The sequence below is a fragment of the Mesorhizobium sp. 131-3-5 genome, from assembly GCF_016756575.1.
Lineage (GTDB): Bacteria > Pseudomonadota > Alphaproteobacteria > Rhizobiales > Rhizobiaceae > Mesorhizobium > Mesorhizobium jarvisii.
On the sequence record NZ_AP023255.1, the window covers coordinates 545,384 to 561,564 of the forward strand.

18 protein-coding genes and 1 pseudogene are annotated in these 16,181 nt (G+C 57.9%); 11 read left to right on the forward strand and 8 right to left on the reverse strand.

Translation table 11 applies throughout. The annotated features are described in order from the left end of the window. Positions 1-39: 39 nt before the first annotated feature. A pseudogene (locus tag JG747_RS35065) lies at positions 40-1,272 on the forward strand (ISNCY family transposase); the annotation flags it as partial. Positions 1,273-1,702: 430 nt separating this feature from the next. Here the strand turns inward: JG747_RS35065 and JG747_RS35070 are convergent. Both JG747_RS35070 and JG747_RS35075 read right to left on the reverse strand, forming a co-directional pair. Continuing rightward, positions 1,703-2,161 (reverse strand): hypothetical protein, encoded by a 459-nt coding sequence (locus JG747_RS35070; protein WP_199201327.1) that lies wholly within the window; start codon positions 2,159-2,161, stop codon positions 1,703-1,705. 57 nt (positions 2,162-2,218) lie between these two features. Further along, on the reverse strand, positions 2,219-2,821 hold the full coding sequence (locus tag JG747_RS35075; RefSeq protein ID WP_199201328.1) for a hypothetical protein: 603 nt from the start codon (positions 2,819-2,821) through the stop codon (positions 2,219-2,221). Positions 2,822-2,937: 116 nt separating this feature from the next. On the opposite strand from JG747_RS35075, the gene JG747_RS35080 reads away from it, so the two are divergent. Beyond that, on the forward strand, positions 2,938-3,444 hold the full coding sequence (locus JG747_RS35080; RefSeq protein ID WP_244497654.1) for a helix-turn-helix domain-containing protein: 507 nt from the start codon (positions 2,938-2,940) through the stop codon (positions 3,442-3,444). 90 nt (positions 3,445-3,534) lie between these two features. On the opposite strand, the gene JG747_RS37725 is transcribed toward JG747_RS35080, so the two are convergent. The 3 genes from JG747_RS37725 to JG747_RS35090 all read right to left on the reverse strand — a co-directional run bounded on the left by JG747_RS37725 (position 3,535) and on the right by JG747_RS35090 (position 6,526). Then, complete coding sequence (locus JG747_RS37725; protein ID WP_342216821.1) at positions 3,535-3,795, reverse strand: ATP-binding protein; 261 nt, start codon at positions 3,793-3,795, stop codon at positions 3,535-3,537. A 102-nt stretch (positions 3,796-3,897) separates the two neighbouring features. Next, positions 3,898-4,923, reverse strand: a complete 1,026-nt coding sequence (locus tag JG747_RS35085; RefSeq protein ID WP_199201329.1) for an RcgR family putative quorum lactone hydrolase — start codon at positions 4,921-4,923, stop codon at positions 3,898-3,900. After that, positions 4,913-6,526, reverse strand: a complete 1,614-nt coding sequence (locus tag JG747_RS35090) for an RcgA family putative transporter (protein WP_199201589.1) — start codon at positions 6,524-6,526, stop codon at positions 4,913-4,915. Before JG747_RS35090 ends, JG747_RS35085 begins: the two co-directional genes overlap by 11 nt. A gap of 338 nt (positions 6,527-6,864) precedes the next feature. Here JG747_RS35090 and JG747_RS35095 point away from each other — a divergent pair, with 338 nt between their 5' ends. Then, on the forward strand, positions 6,865-7,209 hold the full coding sequence (locus JG747_RS35095; RefSeq protein ID WP_127415129.1) for a hypothetical protein: 345 nt from the start codon (positions 6,865-6,867) through the stop codon (positions 7,207-7,209). Here the strand turns inward: JG747_RS35095 and JG747_RS35100 are convergent. The 3 genes from JG747_RS35100 to JG747_RS35110 are packed head-to-tail and all read right to left on the reverse strand — an operon-like array spanning position 7,206 to position 8,514. After that, positions 7,206-7,370: a hypothetical protein gene (locus JG747_RS35100; RefSeq protein ID WP_164753924.1), complete on the reverse strand. Its 165-nt coding sequence runs from the start codon at positions 7,368-7,370 to the stop codon at positions 7,206-7,208. The two genes, JG747_RS35095 and JG747_RS35100, sit on opposite strands and share 4 nt — an antisense overlap. Next, on the reverse strand, positions 7,367-7,915 hold the full coding sequence (locus JG747_RS35105) for a thermonuclease family protein (RefSeq protein ID WP_095776128.1): 549 nt from the start codon (positions 7,913-7,915) through the stop codon (positions 7,367-7,369). The genes JG747_RS35100 and JG747_RS35105 overlap by 4 nt, the downstream gene beginning before the upstream one ends. After that, positions 7,912-8,514, reverse strand: a complete 603-nt coding sequence (locus JG747_RS35110; protein ID WP_095776129.1) for a hypothetical protein — start codon at positions 8,512-8,514, stop codon at positions 7,912-7,914. Before JG747_RS35110 ends, JG747_RS35105 begins: the two co-directional genes overlap by 4 nt. Before the next feature lie 87 nt (positions 8,515-8,601). On the opposite strand from JG747_RS35110, the gene JG747_RS35115 reads away from it, so the two are divergent. From JG747_RS35115 to JG747_RS35150, 8 genes are all read left to right on the forward strand, one after another. Then, positions 8,602-9,255, forward strand: coding sequence for a lytic transglycosylase domain-containing protein (locus JG747_RS35115; protein WP_202362404.1), 654 nt, complete (start codon positions 8,602-8,604; stop codon positions 9,253-9,255). A gap of 12 nt (positions 9,256-9,267) precedes the next feature. Further along, on the forward strand, positions 9,268-9,582 hold the full coding sequence (locus JG747_RS35120; RefSeq protein WP_199201332.1) for a TrbC/VirB2 family protein: 315 nt from the start codon (positions 9,268-9,270) through the stop codon (positions 9,580-9,582). A 3-nt stretch (positions 9,583-9,585) separates the two neighbouring features. Continuing rightward, positions 9,586-9,879 carry a type IV secretion system protein VirB3 gene (locus JG747_RS35125; RefSeq protein ID WP_006339854.1) on the forward strand — a complete coding sequence of 98 codons (294 nt, stop codon included), beginning with the start codon at positions 9,586-9,588 and terminating at the stop codon, positions 9,877-9,879. Further along, positions 9,876-12,278, forward strand: coding sequence for a VirB4 family type IV secretion system protein (locus tag JG747_RS35130; RefSeq protein ID WP_199201333.1), 2,403 nt, complete (start codon positions 9,876-9,878; stop codon positions 12,276-12,278). Before JG747_RS35125 ends, JG747_RS35130 begins: the two co-directional genes overlap by 4 nt. Further along, entirely contained in the window at positions 12,262-13,419 is a 1,158-nt protein-coding gene (locus tag JG747_RS35135) for a transglycosylase SLT domain-containing protein (protein WP_199201334.1), read from the forward strand. The genes JG747_RS35130 and JG747_RS35135 overlap by 17 nt, the downstream gene beginning before the upstream one ends. A 9-nt stretch (positions 13,420-13,428) precedes the next feature. Next, positions 13,429-14,163 (forward strand): type IV secretion system protein, encoded by a 735-nt coding sequence (locus tag JG747_RS35140; protein ID WP_057143243.1) that lies wholly within the window; start codon positions 13,429-13,431, stop codon positions 14,161-14,163. A gap of 182 nt (positions 14,164-14,345) precedes the next feature. Then, positions 14,346-15,389 (forward strand): type IV secretion system protein, encoded by a 1,044-nt coding sequence (locus JG747_RS35145; protein WP_199201335.1) that lies wholly within the window; start codon positions 14,346-14,348, stop codon positions 15,387-15,389. Between the two features lie 83 nt (positions 15,390-15,472). Then, the gene (locus JG747_RS35150; RefSeq protein WP_199201336.1) at positions 15,473-16,180 is read left to right on the forward strand and encodes a virB8 family protein; all 708 of its coding nucleotides are present in this window, start codon (positions 15,473-15,475) and stop codon (positions 16,178-16,180) included. Position 16,181 lies beyond the last annotated feature (1 nt).

Sequence of the window (16,181 nt, forward strand, 5' to 3'; positions counted from 1 at the left end):
TCCATAAGATAGATTATGCGACTTTCACCAACGCATAGACAGGCCGATGGTGCTTCCGGACTGCGCCACAAGGCGCGCGGCCGACGCTCGAACCGTCAGATTGTCGACGGCGTTCGGGACTTCACTCTATCGCTCATCCAAGAACACTATCTGGACTTCGGCCCGACGCTTGCGGCTGAGAAGCTGGCTGAGGATCATGGTGTCACCGTATCGCGTGAGACGGTTCGCAAATGGATGGCTGAGGCCGGAATCTGGCTGTCGCGTAAGCAGCGCCGGACATTCCATCAGCCGCGCTTGCGCCGCGAAGCCTATGGCGAGTTGGTGCAGATCGACGGCAGCGAGCATCGATGGTTCGAGGAGCGGGGCGGTCCATGCACCCTGCTCGTCTTCATCGATGACGCGACCGGCAAGCTTCAGCAGCTGCGCTTCGTGAAGTCGGAGAGCACGTTCAGTTACTTCGAGGCCTTGGATCTTTATCTGAAGGCGCACGGCTGCCCAGTGGCATTCTATTCCGACAAGCACACGGTGTTTCGGGTGGCGAAGGCCGAGGCTCGTGCCGGCCGCGGCATGACCCAATTCGGCCGAGCCTTGTCCGAGCTCAACATCGAGATCCTGTGCGCCAATTCGAGCCAGGCCAAGGGCCGGGTCGAACGTGTCAATCGCACGCTGCAGGACCGGCTTGTGAAGGAACTGCGTCTTGCTGGCATCTCAGATATCGAAGAAGCCAACGCTTTTCTGCCGGCATTCACGACCAGCTTCAACGACAAGTTTGCGAAGATCCCTACCCGGCCGGACAATCTGCATCGTGTCTTGAACATGCCGGCCGATCGACTCCGCGACCTTCTCTGCAAACGCGAGCAGCGCTATGTCGGCCAGCAATTGTCTTTCTCCTACGAACGCAAGCAGATCATGCTGGAGAAGAACGATATCTCATGCGGCCTGGTCGGCAGATATGTCGATATTTACGAGTTCGCCGACGGTCGCCTGGATATTCGGTGGAAGGCATGCTCCCTGCCCTACACTGTCTTCGACAAAGAGCAGCGCGTCACCCACGCCGCGGTCACCGAGAACAAGCGGCTTGGCGAGGTTCTGTCCTGGATCAAGAGCCAGCAAGATGAGGCTCGGCCCGCGCCGAAGATTAAGACGAACAGCGAACAGACTGGCTATCAGAAGCGCGACAGGAAGCCGGGGCGTAGGAAGGATTTCATGAATGATCCTGCTGTCATCGCGCGTCGACAACAAGCGCTGGCAAGGCTGGATGCTGCCGAGTGAAGTCAGCTCTCAAAGCTAAAGCCGATGGAGATCTACTGGATCGCCCCCGATCGGGCTGCGCAACCCCCACCAGCTGACGCCCGATCGGGCGCTGGCGTCGCAGCCGGCAGCACCGGATTGCGACATTTCTACTTTGCTGGCGGCGCGACATTCGAACTTGGTTGCAACATCACCAGTGTAAGTTAATATTTCTTAACACCGCGAAGTATTTATAATACTTTACCCCGGTCTTTCCAATTGTAATCGACAGAAATACGATCAGTTTCCACAGTCAAGCCTACTCCAAGCCTCAGATCAACAGATCGATGTTAATGGCCCCATCTCACCGCCTGATCAAAACTTGGCGGGCGACTATGGCCTCTTCTCAACCGCCGGCGTCCCAGGTCAGACCATATCGGCCTTCGCTCGCTCGCCACCCCTCTCGGTGCACTCACTTGTGCGGCATACAATACACGCCCTCGGATTCCATCAGTACCGCGCCACCCTTCAACTCGCTCAGTGCGCCGACCCACGCTTGCGAATAAGTGCGGCTGGCATCCACCGCCGTCAGCCAAAGAACGCGATTGTCGGCCAGTTCCACTCTAACTTCCTGCTGCAAAGGGCTCCCGTGCACGGTCTGTTGATAGTGGCGTTTGATCCTGACATTGCTGGCCGGGAACTCAGCTTCGTTGCTACCGTAGTTCAGCACAAATCCGGTGTGGTCCTCAGCCACCGAGCAACTGCCATCGCGCTCACACACGATTTTGGCAGCGGTCTTGCAGTCCCATTTCAGTGAAGCGGGCCACATAGGATTGTCTACGTTTGATCGGGGCTTGTCGCTCTGACCAGCCGCCGTCAACACAGCGCCTGTGTTCAAAATCACCGTGGACAGGAGAAGCACCTTGAACACTACAAACCTCCGTGAATTGTGACCCTCATAGTGCCTCGTCCTGCTCGATCGCCTGGCTTAGCGCATGTTGAGATTGAACCAGCTTTTCTGGCGCACGCCGTTCGCGTCATCATACTCGATGAACCAGGGCTTTCCGCGCATCGGTCGAGGGAGGGTGTAGTAGGTGGGGCCATTACCAAGGGAATGCCCTCGATCGTTTCCCGCAGGCTGGATTGTTGCCGCAACCACCTTACCGTCGATTTCGATTTGGACCGGACGTGATCCGTCTCGATGATGCCCGCCGAGGGCGTTGTTTTTGAAAACAACGGGCAAGGAGAGCCTGTCGGCCGCGATGCGGCAGATGTTCCGTTCTTGACCTAAGCCCGGCCGATCGGATTCGGAGCTGCCAACTGCTTGCCAGCCAGACGGACAATCCTCATACTTCTCAAATCTCGCCGCGCTGGAGTTGGCTTGCGGACAGGTCGGCCAATTAAAACCCGGGGCTTCCATCGCCGCAATCAACTTGTAAATTGGCGGGTGGCACGAGGGGGTGCCTTGCCAGTCGCCGGAAAGACATAGGAGGACCTGACAGCCCCATTCCGACGCTTTCGATTGGGATGGAAGAGCTGCGGCGCCCGCGATGGCGACGGCACCCCCTAGTAGGAATTTGAGTATGGTCATAGCCTTTCCTCGCTACAGATTTGACAGTTTACTATGGACGATCGGCGCGAAAAAGGACAGGTCGAAAAGGCAGGTTTGTGCGACTACATCGATTTATGAAACGAGACGACGGAGGCGTGGTCGACAACCCGTTGCGCGCCAACATTGCACTAACGCTTGAGCGGGAGAGAGCCAGACGCGGCCTAACCCATATGCACATGGCCGAACTGTTTCGGACCCCCGAGGGCGAAAAACTGGCCTATCGAACCTACATTCAGACTGTGCGTCACAAAAACAATGTCACATTGACGACGCTGCAGATCATGGCAAACGGCTTGCAACTGTCTTTTGCATCACTGCTCGCCGGCGGCAAGAAAGTTCCGGAATGGGCGCATCGGTTGGACGACAATGCGATTCGCAAGCGGCTGGCGCACATCATCGATTTTGAGCGACAACGACGTACTTTGCACCGCTATGAGATGGCCGAACTAATCGGCGTGGCGGAGGCGACATTCACGAAACTGGAACGCGCGAGCGGCAATATCAGCGTGGACACGATTGCGGCGATCGCCAAGGCGTTGAAACTTGATCCAGCGACCTTCCTCTTTTCCGAAAAGATGCCGCCTGGCGGAGCCGACATCTAGCCGCCTGACGAGTGTTCCTAAAGGGCCTGTAATACGCCCCCAGCCGGCGACCGCTCCCATGCCCCTGCCCGTCAGGCCCAGCGGCCGACTTTAGACTAGCACCCCCGCCGCGGCTGTCGAGCCGCTGCTGTCATCGTCGGCTGCTACCCTGTTGCAGCGGCGGGGATGATAAGGGACTACATGGACGACTGTGCCGGCGTCGGGAATTCTGCTGATGAAGAGCTTCCTCTTGAGGGTCGAAACCATATGAGAACAAGCCGTCAAACCTAGCCCGGTGTGATTGCCGGCGCGTGTAGAGTAGAAGGGTGTCGTGACTTTTGCCGGTGTCACGCCTGCGCCGTTGTCGGCCAATTCCAGGGGTCGGTTCCGGTAGGGGGCGACCCAGATTCATCACTTTAGTGTCGTGATGCCCACCAGAGAATTTGCTGGTGAACTGACCGGCCAACGCCAAACTCATGCTTGCCGGGCAGACTTGTCAGCACGCGACAGAAACCGCTTCAAGCTCAAACCGGCCAACAAAATGTATGGCGGCATGGCGAGCGAATAATGACCACAGTTTAATTCCAAAATATTTGGCCTAGCTCCGGCGTCCTTCAGCCTCTGCATGAACCTCTCCGATAGCTCTGGCAACACCACTTTGTCTCTCTTAGCCAACACAACGTGAAGACCGAGATCAGGCCGTGCCAAACTATCTGCGTAATTCTCCAAGTTAAGTGGACCCCAAGCCCTTCTGAGCTCGGTCAGCTTAATCGCTGGCTCGAGACTAGCACGTATCAATCGTGTCGCGCGACCCGCCCAAACCATATCCGCTAGACTCCCCGCCGTGAGAAACAACGAGGCTTTCGACACAGCCGAGTCGTGCGCCGCGAGAAGGCCCGCAACCCAGGAGCCTAAGCTCATACCGAGAACTGAAATGTCTCGATAGCCTTCGATCTTCAACCAACGTATGAGCTTTCGCCCATCTAACACTGCCTGCCTTACAGATTGAATCGTTCGACCGAGATTAGGGCTAAGCATATAGTCAGCGTGCGCGGAGCCGGGACGGCTGCGCTCGAAGTGATAAGGCATAGCGATCTCGACAACCGTGATGCCACGTTGCGAGAAAAAGTTGGCGATCTGACGATTCCGGAAGGTTGCATTCCAATGGTGAAAAATCACCATCGCCTGATCGAACGACCCGCTTTCTGTGATTTTCGCCGAGACGACATTGTTCTGTTCGATATCAGTAGATATGTCCGATGGAAATTTGAGCCACCCATCTAGCCTTTCAAACCCCTGAACACTCACATTCGGGTCATCGAAAAAGGCTGGATCAGCCACGGCTTGGTCCGCAAGGGCACAGAATTCCTCGATACTTGTTATCTTATCCGCACCTGGAAAGGCGCGTTCCGCGTCAAGGGCGAAATCGGTTGACTTCTTCCCTTCCTCACCGCGTCGCGCCCGCCGCTCATCCCAATGATCAAGCCAACTATGATACACTCTGATTGTTTCCCAACTTAATCGCTTGCCGTCGCCCCAACCCTGGATCAAACAAGCCATATATTGCGAACAGCACTCCAACGCCCAGAAGGATCGAAAAGCCAGCAAATGCATCGATCAGCAAGTAGCTAGCCACGAGTAACGCTACGATCGCTGACATCTTCCACAAAGACATACGAAACCGAGGTTCGACACCTACACGGATGGAGCCGTACAGAAATACAGCACAGGTCGAAATAGCGATGAGAAGGCTACTATAATGGGTCGGCCTACGGTAGCTGATCACGGCGGTCACATCATTTCGCCCATAGAAGGCGGAAGACATATCGCCGACCAACCACGCCACAATATTCTCCCCACGCGATGTCAGGTAAGCACTCTGGAGCTTCATGACTATGGCGATCAGAAGACCCAAAACAGTACACCGAAAAATCGCACGCATAACTCTGAGGCTGGCTTCATGTAAGCCGTATTGATAATCCACCTCGGGCGAATTACTCGCTGCCTTTCCAATTCTCCAAAGATCATGGATCACTGTATAAAGCAAAATTAGACCTACGAAGAACAGATAAAAACATAGGCACATGTATAGGTAAGCGAGCCCCGTGAACACGATCGCTTCCGGCACCGATATAATGTCAGGGCGCACAATCGCTAACGAGCCCCAGTCCGTCGCATAGCTGCCACCACCTTTGAGCAACGGGATTAAAGACACGCCGATCCACTGAAAAAGACCGGCGAATACCACACAAATCAAAAGAACCGCCCAATATGAATACGAAGAAGCTTGTACGCTGCGCGCCCAGGCATCGTCGCTTTCCATCTTGTCGCCCTGCGCTACAAGCTTTGGGCGGCCTTCATCTTTCCAAAAGGTCACCAGCTCTGTCACGAAGGCAAAAAACAGTGGCAAAAATACCATGAAGACGAATGTCCAATTCGCTGTCCAAAGAAACCCAACCTGCTTGACGACGCCATCCGCCCGACCATATGTCACGCTGTGAATCCCCGTAAGATACGACAAAAACCCAAGAGCGGTGACACCCGCAAACACCGACGCCGGTAAATTCAGGGGAGATCCGCGACTAAAAAACGCCTCCGATTTTCTCGCCAAACTAAAACGCCGGCTCGGCCCTTTGGGGTCAGTATCCCGTGTCAGCACTGCTGGGGAGTCTGTCTCGTCGTCGAAGGTCGCCGTCAGTGCCGTATCTGGAATCTCCTGTGTAACGCTGCTTCCGGCTCTCTTCCATCCTCGTCTCTTGATCGATAGCCGCGATTGCGCCGCACTAAGCTCCATCTGCCATTCGCTAGTTGCGACCGGATCATCGCATCCGAGAATCCTCGCCAGCCAACGAATGTTGGCAGTGCTAATACCCTTCTCGTTCTCTTGAAACCAAAGCTGCACCGTTCGTAGATCGACCCCAACCCGGTTGGAATCAATCTGTGAAATCGCCTCTGCAAGGAGCTCGGGCGTCCATGGGCCGGCAGGAAACCCGTCTTTGCCCAGTAGTCGACCCGCGCCCGCCGCCGCCAATCGTTTGAATAATTCTTTGAAATCACTCCCGTCTCTGGGCGGAGGGAGAAATAACTTTCCGTTCTTAAACAACAACTTATAGGCTCTAGTTTCGTTCCGCTTCGCTAGGCTTCGTATCTTATCGTGCCTTCGTGCTCAATCAACGCTTTTATCAACTGGATTTGGCCGGCACGGGAGACGATCGATGACTGGTGACCCGCTGGAGAGGCTGCACACGGTTGTTGCGGGGGAGATGTTTCGCAAACCGCCGGCCAAGGCACTGAGCTGCCCGGATCGGTCGCGACCGCATGAGCGAAAAGTAGGGGAAGCCAGGGCTTCGGGAGTCTGAGAAGCAGAGGGATGAAGCCATCCCTATTTTTCTCGCCTCCCCAGGTATCAATTACGAATTGTCATGAGCGTGGAGCCAATCGATGCCCATTCAAGTGGTCTGTAACAACGGAGTGGTGGAAGAGGCCGACGGGGTCCCGAATCTGATCGCGGCGCATCGTCAGGCAGTCGCCATGGTTGAACGTCTCGGCAAGCGATGGATGGGGGCAGAAGGGCCGGACGCGACCCTGACCGGCCGGCGATTGGATTCGGTCATGGCGGAAGAGGTTATCGCGCGTCGGCGCGCGGCCGCTGCGCCGGTGGCCGATGTCGTTGAGATGAAAATGAAGGCAGCTTATTTCTGTCGGTTGTTGGGGAACGACTGGTGCGAGATTGACGTCGACGATATGCGCGCGTTGCTCGGTTCTTTCGCGAAACTGCAGGCCTAGGAGAAGAGCGCTGAAATCCATGAGGCCACGGTATTCCAGGCCGCATAGAGCCCTGCAGGCACCAAGATGATTGCCAAGAACGCCGCGGCTCCGCCAATAGCGCCGTCACCGCGTCCTTCCACGGGATAGTAATATTTGTGCGCCTCATCGTCGTGCTTCATTCTTGTCTCTCCGATCGCTTATTTAGCAGCAGCTGAACAGGGTGCTGAAACGTCGTGCCCCACAAACCTGCACGTTTCATCTTAGCGTTGATTTCCGCGACGAGGTAGTTCTCATTGACGGCTTTGCCCTTTGCTGTCGTTGCGGCAAACGCGTATCCGGTCGCTATGAGCGCGGTGCCGACGTCGATTGTGTCGCCATTCAGCTGCGCACCGCAGACGACAAAGGCCGCCTTGTCGAGGGCGTAGCCGATTGGCTGGCATGTCACCGCCGCGCTATCGAACAGTGCTGCCAGATGCGCCAGCGAGATGTTCCCGCAATCGAGTTTGTTCCCATTTGGCTGTTCAGCCGACGTGCCGCGAAGACATGACTGCACGCCATAGAGGCGGAAAAGATGGTCGCCGTCACGCCAGGTATCTCCAGTCAGCAGTTGAGCCGATTTCGATACCGCGAAGGGCGTTTGCGCAGCAGATTCGGATGCATCCTGGGCCTGTGCCGATGCGCACAAACCAAAAGCGGCCAGCACTGCAAAGCGCGCCTGTTTCATTCCTGGAACTGTCCACCGAGGTCGGCGGAGTGCTCCAGATCGGGGCGCAGCGACTTGCCGTCCTTGTTGCGTCCGATTGCGGCCATGCCGAAGAAAACCATTTCGTCATCGTCGTAGGCGACGTTGTACGGGTCGTTTGTATTGCCCGCACCCACGAGAGAAAAACACGACACGGCGTCGGGTTCCCCCTTCCTGCTCTGCAGCACAAGCGTTTTGCAAAGCACGACAGAAGCACGATGGTTGTAGATTCCTTCTTCATAGTCCTGCGCGGCCTTCGTGCAGTCCCACGCCTGCGTCTTGTAGGTAATCTTTGGATTTGGGCAGGCGGCAAGGCCGCGCAGTCGATAGGCCACGCCGTTGATGACGCGCTCGGTCGCCGACGACGCCTTAACCGGCGAACTGAGGGTCGCCGCGTCGCGCTGAAAGAGCGCGCCTTTGGCATCGTAGCGCTCATAGACGAACACCTTCTCGCCCGGCTTGGCAAACTGGAGCAGGTAGTGTTCCGACGGCTGCGCGAAGGCATTTGGAGCGTCGGCGCCGGCAGCATAAGCTGCGGTGCCCTGGAGCAGCAAAGCCGTGCAAAGGGCAATCTGTTTCATCGAAATCCGTCCCTGCGGTGCATATGGTGTTGACACTTTACTAGGGCTGCGTGTAGCCATAGTAAAGTGTTAAATTTTGGCGACAGTATGAACACTCGAACAGCTCTTCTGCTCACCCTGTGTGCCGCTACAATGCCCTTGGAAGCGCACGGCCGGGATCTGGCATCAGACCGCGTCGCGGTCGCCTTTGCAACGCCGGCGCAAGCCCTTACCTCAGTCGGGGCGCAGAGGCCTGGGGCGTGCAAGACCGGAAACCGTACTGAAGTCGTCGAACTTGTGCGTTCAGTCGCGCTGGACGAAGGCTTCGACGCCGATCTGGCCGAGGCGATCGCATGGGCTGAAAGCGATCTCGGCGCCAATCAGGGTCCGTCCAAGGCCGGAGCCCTTGGGATCATGCAGTTGATGCCGGGCACGGCGGCCGATCTCGGCGTGAGCGACCGTTGCGATACGCAGGTGATTGTTCGGGCTGGCCTGCGCTATCTGAAGTCCCTTTATGACGAGTTCCAGGATCCGCTGCTGATGCTGGCGGCTTATAACGCCGGGCCCAACAGCGTCTACAAGGCGCAGGGCATTCCGGTGAATCCGGAGACGGCTGAATACATCGTGAAGATCCTCAACCGCTGGAAGTTCGGCGGTGTCGTGAAGAAGTCCGCCCTAGCCAAATCCGAAATGCTCGCGGCCGCTCCGCCAGCAAGCGAGGACGCCTGGCAGGATGGTCACGTCATGGATTTCAGCAACTGAAAGGAGCCAAGGGTGGAATACAGGAAAGCGGGCAAATTTGCCCTGAAACTGGGCTTGGCCTCGGCGGTCGGAATAGCTCTCGCGCCGGCCACTGCGTACGCCCAATCGGCGGCACCAGTCGAAAACGTGCTGGAGTGGTTCGTCGGCGTTCTGCAGGGCAACATAGCGCGCTCATTCGCCATCATCGCGGTCTGTTTTCTCGGCTTCCTCGCCATGACGGGCCGGCTGGCGTGGATGATGGCTTTTTCCATCATCATTGGCATCGCTCTGATCTTCGGCGCTGCCCAGCTGGTGGATGCGGTTCGCGCCACCGCGGGAGGCAGCTGAGCCATGGACGACGAGGAAGTCTATGTCGAGCCGGTCAGCCTGCCCCTGACACGCCCCCCGATGAAATGGGGGGTGCGCTATGAAGTTTTTGCACTGAACGGCATCCTTGCGGTGATCGGCTTTATCGCCACGAGCAGCTTCATGCTGGGTCTTGGCGTGTTCGGCGTGGTGCATCTGGTCAGTGCCTATCTGTGCCAGCGCGATCCCTACATCTTTCATATTTTCGAGCGGCGCGTCTCCAAACGCGGAGCCGTGGCGAACCTCACTTTCTGGGGGGCGAGGAGCTATTCGCCATGAGCCTCGACGCGGACCTGAAATTTGGCCGTGAGCGCCGCCGCGAAAAGCCGGCTGCGATGCACATCCCCTACCTTCGCCATGTCGATGACAATCTGATCGTGACGAAGAGCGGCTTTCTGGTCGGCGCCATCCGGCTCAGCGGCTTGCCATTCCAGACGATGGACCAGGCCGAGTTGAACAGCCGAATGTTCAACCGCAACACCACGTTCCGCAATCTTTCGACCTCTCGGTTTGCGGTCTACACAACGATCATCCGCCGTCACGTGACCCCGGAAATCGAAGGCGACTTTGACAATCCTTTCGTGGCCGAGCTCGACGCCCGCTACATGGACGAGCTTGGCTTGAAAAACCTTTTCGTCAACGAGGCGTATCTGACGGTCATACGGCGCCCGATGGTCGGCCGGGTCGGCTGGGTGGACAAGGCGCTCAATGCATTCCGTATCAGCACCGCTGGCGAAGAAACCCGCGAAGAGGCAATAGCCGAACTGCATGACATCCTCGACGGCATGGTCAAGGATTTCAGCGCATATGGGGGACGTCTTCTCGGTGTCGTGAAGCGCCGCGACAGCTTCTTTTCCGAGCCCGCCGAATTTCTGGCGAAAATCCTCGCCGGTGGTGGCGACGTGGAAATGCCTTTGCCGCGCATGTCCCTTGGCGATGCGCTGGCGACGCGGCAGCTGTTTTTCGGCAAGTCGGCGCTGGAACTTCGCGGTCCGGACCAAGCCAAGCTCGGCGCCATGGTGTCAATCAAGGAATATCCGCCGTTCACCGCGCCGGGTTCTTTGGACGGTCTGTTGCGACTGCCGCATGAGTTTGTCCTGACGCAGAGTTTCGCGATCGAAGACCGTGTCACGGCGATGCGCAGGATCAACACTATCGCCAACCAGGTCGAGGGTTCCGACGAGGCGGGCACGACGGTCGAGGTCTCCGTCCACGACGGTGCCGACAAGCTGGCTGGCGGCGAAGTCGTATTCGGACAACATCACATGAGCGTTATGGCATTGGCGCCGGACATGACTGGTCTCAATCGTGCGCTATCCGACATCACGGCCGAACTTTCGCGCATGTCGATCGTGCCGGTCCGCGAGACACTGAACACGGAACTGGCCTTCTGGGCGCAGTTGCCGGGAAATTTCAGCTACATCGCGCGACGTGCGTTGATCTCGTCGCTGAATTTCGCCGGCCTTTTTTCCGGACACAATTTCCCGTCCGGCCAACGTGACCGGCTGCATTGGAAACGGCCCATCGCCTTGCTCGAGACGACCAGCCAGACAGCCTACTATTTCAATTTCCACGTACACGATGTCGGGCACTTCACGGTGTTCGGCCCGACCGGCTCGGGCAAGACCGTGGTGCTGTCGTTCCTGATGGCGCAGGCCATGCGCATCATGCCGCGGCCGCGATGTGTTTATTTCGACTACATGCGCGGCGCCGAGATCTTCGTTCGGGCGCTCGGCGGTCGTTACGAGGTGATGGAACCCTCTCAGCCGACCGGGTTCGCGCCATTGCAGCTTGATGACACGGCGGAAAACCGTTCTTTCCTGGAAGATTTACTCCTCTACATTCTGACGCCGGAAGGCGGCGCGCTTGATGTGGCCGAGATGCGCGTCATCAACGCGGCCGTCGACATGATCTACAAGATACCGCGCGAACAGCGGACCTTCGACCTGCTGCCGGAAGTGCTGCGGGGCTCGCTGATGCCTGGCATGAATGATCTGGCGGCGCGGATACAACCCTGGCTCGACCCGAAGGACAAGGGCTGGCTTTTCAACAATCCCGTCGATCTGGTCGATTTCTCGAAACCCGTTGTCGGGTTCGACATGACGAAGATCCTGGGCGACCGAAAGCTGCGCTCGGCGGCGTTGCTCTACATCTTCCATCGTCTCGAGGACGTCATCGACGGCTCGCCGATCATGCTTTTCCTCGATGAAGGCTGGAAGCTGCTGGACGACGAGGTTTTCGCCGCTTTCATCAATGAGACGCTGAAGACCATTCGTCGCCGCAACGGCGTGGTCGGCTTTGGCACGCAGACAGCGGAAGACGTCGTCAACTCCTCCATCTCGTCGTCACTGATCGAGCAAACGAAGACCAACATTTTCTTCCCCAACCCCAAGGCGAGCAAAGAATCCTACGTGGAGCGCTTCTCGCTGACAGCGAAGGAATTCGAGTTCGTGCGCCGAACCGCGAAGGAAACACGCACCTTCCTCGTCAAGCACGACAGCGACTCGATCGTAGCGAAGCTCGATTTGTCGGCGATGCCCGATCTTATCAAGGTCTTGTCCTCGAACGAAGCCAACAGCAAGGAATGCGCACGGCTCCGGGAAACCTTCGGCGACGAGCCGCAGATGTGGTTGCCGTACTTCTGCGGATGGGAGGACGAGCATGACGAAGCGGCTTAGCAGCTTTTGTCTGGCCGTGGCTCTCGCGACAGCGGAAAGCATGACCGTGGCTGTCGCCCAGATCGCGGTCATCGACGGGCCGAACCTCGACAAGCGGCAAGAGGACGAGCAGCACAGCACGAAGTCGGATGAGGCCAAGAAGGACGAAACCGACAAGAAGAAAAGCGTCGTCTGCACCTATTCGAACAAATACCGCTCACAGATGTTTCGCCGATCCCCGGCCGAAGCGTTGCAGCGCGACGCGGGCAACGTGAAGATGATCCGCTACTATGCGCAAAAATATGGCGTGCCCGAAGGCCTGGCGCTGTCCGTTGCCTATCAGGAATCGCGCTTCGATACATGCGCCGGGAGCCACACCGGCGTCAAAGGCGTGATGCAGCTGACCAAGGGCACTGGCAAGTCCATGGGACTCGACCGCGACGTGAACGAGCAGAATGTCGAAGGCGGCGTCAAATATCTCGGAATGGGCGTGAAGCAATGCGGCGCGACGAGTTACAGCTGTCTCGCCTCCTTCTACAACGGATCGAACGCAGGCGAGCAGAACCAATGGGCCGGCGGCGTCGGCCGCTGGAACAGCTACTTCAACGACTATGTATCGAGCGGCAAGGCTCCCGCCGCCGCGCCGCCACCATTCTCGATCGTAACGGCCGACGGCGCCGGCGGCACGGCTCAGGAAGCGGCCATGGGCACGGTGAGGAAGGCGGCTGGCGGCCTTGATGCAAGCTCATCGCAGATGGGCGCCAACAATGCTGCAATCGACGCGCTGGCGGGCAACGTTGGCCAGGTTACCGAATACAAGGATGCGTGGGAGCTGAACTCGTCGGCTCGTGGGATCAACGCCGATGTCACCAACCAGTACCTCGCCCAGGTGGGGGATTTTACGACGTTGCTGGGCCAACTTCTATCGTTGCAGAATGTTCAGGCATCGCAGTCGTCCAAGCTGGTGCAACAGCCGAACAGCGGCTCTCCAAACCCGTTCTCTTGTGATCCCGCGGAATTGGAGCGGTTGAGGATCGATCGCGGCCGGTGGCTACCATGCGCACTTGAGAACGCGGCGGCAAGCTCGGCCGACAGCAGCTCGATGACCATCACCACAGACCCTGCTGGCGCTGCCAGCGTGATCAATTCTCTACAGCAATAGGAGGCTGACATGAAGACATTCGCGATTGCTGCCAGTCTGGCGCTTTGGGCAAGCACGGCCCACGCACAGATTGCCGTCATTGATGGCGCCAATCTCGATGTCGCCCGCAAGAATGCGGACAACACCAACTCCATCATGGATTCGAACAAGGATATCCTGAAAAAGAGCGAGGAGATCCTGCAGGCTCTCAGCGGCAGTCGTGATGGTTCGCTCGGCATCGGACAAATGGGTCTTGGCGGCAACATGTCGATTGCCCAGGCTCCCTCGTTCGGATCGATCCTGAACGGCGGTGCGCTTTCGTTTGGTGGCCTTTCGCCCGAAATCCAGAAAATCGCCGGCGCCGTCATCAATGGGCTGCAGCTGGTGAAGCAGCTCCAGCAGATTGCTGGCAAGGAGACAAGCGCCGTCAACACAGCCTATGGCGGCAGCGTCAACGTGGCCTCGCTGCTAAGCGCGCTGACTTCGCAGGCCTCGCAGGGCGTCACCCAGCGCCAACAGTCCCTCCAGTCCGCGAGTGGGCAGATCGGGCAGTCGCAGGACGTGAAGGGATCGGTGGACCAGAATACCCGAATGCAGCTGGAAAACGCGCGCGCGGTCAACGAATTGATCGGTGTCCAGAACGGCGCGGTCGCTGCCCTGAATGAGAAGCTGAAGGGGGACCTTCTTCGTCAGAGCCAGGTGCAGAAGATGATGACGCCGCGCAACGTCAATCCGTTCGCGGAATTTGGCAAGAGCGGAGGCTAGCGCTTGTCGAGGCGAGTGCTGCGCATATGCGCTGTAATTGGGCTCGGCGCAGTGCTGTTTGGATGCGCAAATCGCGAACGGAAAGCGCCGTGCGGGCCTTTGGCGTATGCCCGCACCGACGAATGCGGCGCGCTAAAACCGGTCAATTCAACGCCGTTCGCCAGCATCATTGACGAGGATCCATGAACGGTCTCGCCGCAAGCATTCTGGGTGGCATTGACAACATCGGTGAGGACTTCGTCCGCACCGTCTATATGCAGTTGGGCAATGCGATGGGCAACGTCTTCACCCTCATGCTGACCCTCTATATCGTGTGGTGGGGCTATTCGATCCTGAGCGGGCGGGAGTCGATCTCGCCGCTCGAGGCGGCCTATCGCCTCGGTCGCGCCGTCATTATCTATCTGCTGCTGACTGGATGGGGCACATTCTCCGCGACGATCTACCAGCTTGTTCAAAGCATTCCAGATGAGGTCGGCAAGGTCATCGTCGGCGCCGTGTCGAGAGCCACTGGGAGTCAGCTCAACGACCAGGCGGCAATTCCAGCACTTATCGACAACCTCTACCAAGGGGCGCAGGACGTCGCCAATCAGGTCTATAGCGGATCCTTCTACGACATTTTTGGCGCGCTCTTGTCGCTGCTCGTCCTGCTGTCGGCCATCATCTTCGCAGCGCTTGCCATTGCCGCGATCATCGCCGCCAAATTGATGTTGTTCATTACGCTGGCCTTGGCGCCGATATGGATCATTCTTTGGCTTTACCGCTGGTCCTCGCGCATGAGCGAAGGCTTCCTTTCGCTCACCACCTTTCTCATGATCCAGCAAATCCTGATCTATGGCTTTCTCGGTTTCTACTTCTCGCTCGTTAATGCGGCGCTGAACACCGCCACATCAGGCGGAGCGACCATGGACAGCAAAATGTCGCTGGTGCTGCCCCTGGTGCTGGTGACGATCATCGGCATCTACGTTCTCATGCAGATACCCTCGATTGCTTCGATCCTGAATGGCGGCGGGTATCTCAGCACCGTGGGCGCATACAACCCTTATAGAAACTTCGGCACAAACGCCGTGCGCTACTCCGGCGCGCGATGGGCCGCAGGCCGCGCCGCTCGGGGCGCCCGGCAGCTCGCGACAAATAGTTTTCGATCTTCGCGAGCAGCAAGGGCCGATGCCGCAACCCGGTCCGCCATCCAGCAAGGTGCGCGCGATAACTCCAGGCCTCTGGCCTAGGACACAAGAACTATCACGGACCGCGGCTCTCGATCGGATCGAGACCGTCGCGTAAACGAGGCAATACTAAAGTGTCAATCTCAATGGAAACACCTGCTAGCAGCAGCCGCGAGCTTGTCGACAGACGCTATTACAGGGCGGGCGCGACCTGGGAAGACGACACGCACAGGTCAATGCGCCGATCGCGCACATTGGCCTGGATCGTCAGCGGCATTTCAGGGCTGGTTGCGGTGCTGTCGCTGTTGGCGCTCGTGCTGATCCTGCCGCTCCGGCAGTTCGAACCGTATGTTGTCGAGGTCGACAAATCGACGGGCTACCTCGAGATCATGCGCGCGCTCAAACCTGGAGACTTGTCACAGAACGAAGCCGTCACGGCGGCAAATCTCGTCCGCTATATTCGTGCTCGCGAAACATACGATTCCCGTGAACTAAAACAGAATTACGACCTGGCGCAGCTCTACTCCACCGACGCGGCGTCCAAGGATTTGACGTGGCTTTACACGCCAGCAAATCCGCAATCGCTCGACAAGATCTATGGCCGCAATGTCACCGTGGCGGTCGAGATCAAGTCGGTTTCCCTGCTCAATCGCAACACGGCCTCGGTGCGCTTTGCCACGACGACGCGGCGGGACAATTCGTCCACGGCCGACAATTGGGTGGCGGTGATAAAATTCCGTTACACCTCGACGCCGCTCAAGAACGAATGGCGTTTCGACAACCCGTTGGGATTTCAGGTCACGGATTACCGCCGCGACCAGGAATCGGCGCCGGCCGCGGGGAGCCTGCAATGAG

What these genes read in the sequence shown, in the direction of transcription:
- JG747_RS35075 (WP_199201328.1), bottom strand. Translation starts at nt 2,821, where the DNA reads ATGACCATACTCAAATTCCTACTAGGGGGTGCCGTCGCCATCGCGGGC.
- JG747_RS35095 (WP_127415129.1), top strand. Translation starts at nt 6,865, where the DNA reads ATGCCCATTCAAGTGGTCTGTAACAACGGAGTGGTGGAAGAGGCCGAC.
- JG747_RS35100 (WP_164753924.1), bottom strand. Translation starts at nt 7,370, where the DNA reads ATGAAGCACGACGATGAGGCGCACAAATATTACTATCCCGTGGAAGGA.
- JG747_RS35105 (WP_095776128.1), bottom strand. Translation starts at nt 7,915, where the DNA reads ATGAAACAGGCGCGCTTTGCAGTGCTGGCCGCTTTTGGTTTGTGCGCA.
- JG747_RS35110 (WP_095776129.1), bottom strand. Translation starts at nt 8,514, where the DNA reads ATGAAACAGATTGCCCTTTGCACGGCTTTGCTGCTCCAGGGCACCGCA.
- JG747_RS35115 (WP_202362404.1), top strand. Translation starts at nt 8,602, where the DNA reads ATGAACACTCGAACAGCTCTTCTGCTCACCCTGTGTGCCGCTACAATG.
- JG747_RS35125 (WP_006339854.1), top strand. Translation starts at nt 9,586, where the DNA reads ATGGACGACGAGGAAGTCTATGTCGAGCCGGTCAGCCTGCCCCTGACA.
- JG747_RS35130 (WP_199201333.1), top strand. Translation starts at nt 9,876, where the DNA reads ATGAGCCTCGACGCGGACCTGAAATTTGGCCGTGAGCGCCGCCGCGAA.
- JG747_RS35135 (WP_199201334.1), top strand. Translation starts at nt 12,262, where the DNA reads ATGACGAAGCGGCTTAGCAGCTTTTGTCTGGCCGTGGCTCTCGCGACA.
- JG747_RS35140 (WP_057143243.1), top strand. Translation starts at nt 13,429, where the DNA reads ATGAAGACATTCGCGATTGCTGCCAGTCTGGCGCTTTGGGCAAGCACG.
- JG747_RS35145 (WP_199201335.1), top strand. Translation starts at nt 14,346, where the DNA reads ATGAACGGTCTCGCCGCAAGCATTCTGGGTGGCATTGACAACATCGGT.
- JG747_RS35150 (WP_199201336.1), top strand. Translation starts at nt 15,473, where the DNA reads ATGGAAACACCTGCTAGCAGCAGCCGCGAGCTTGTCGACAGACGCTAT.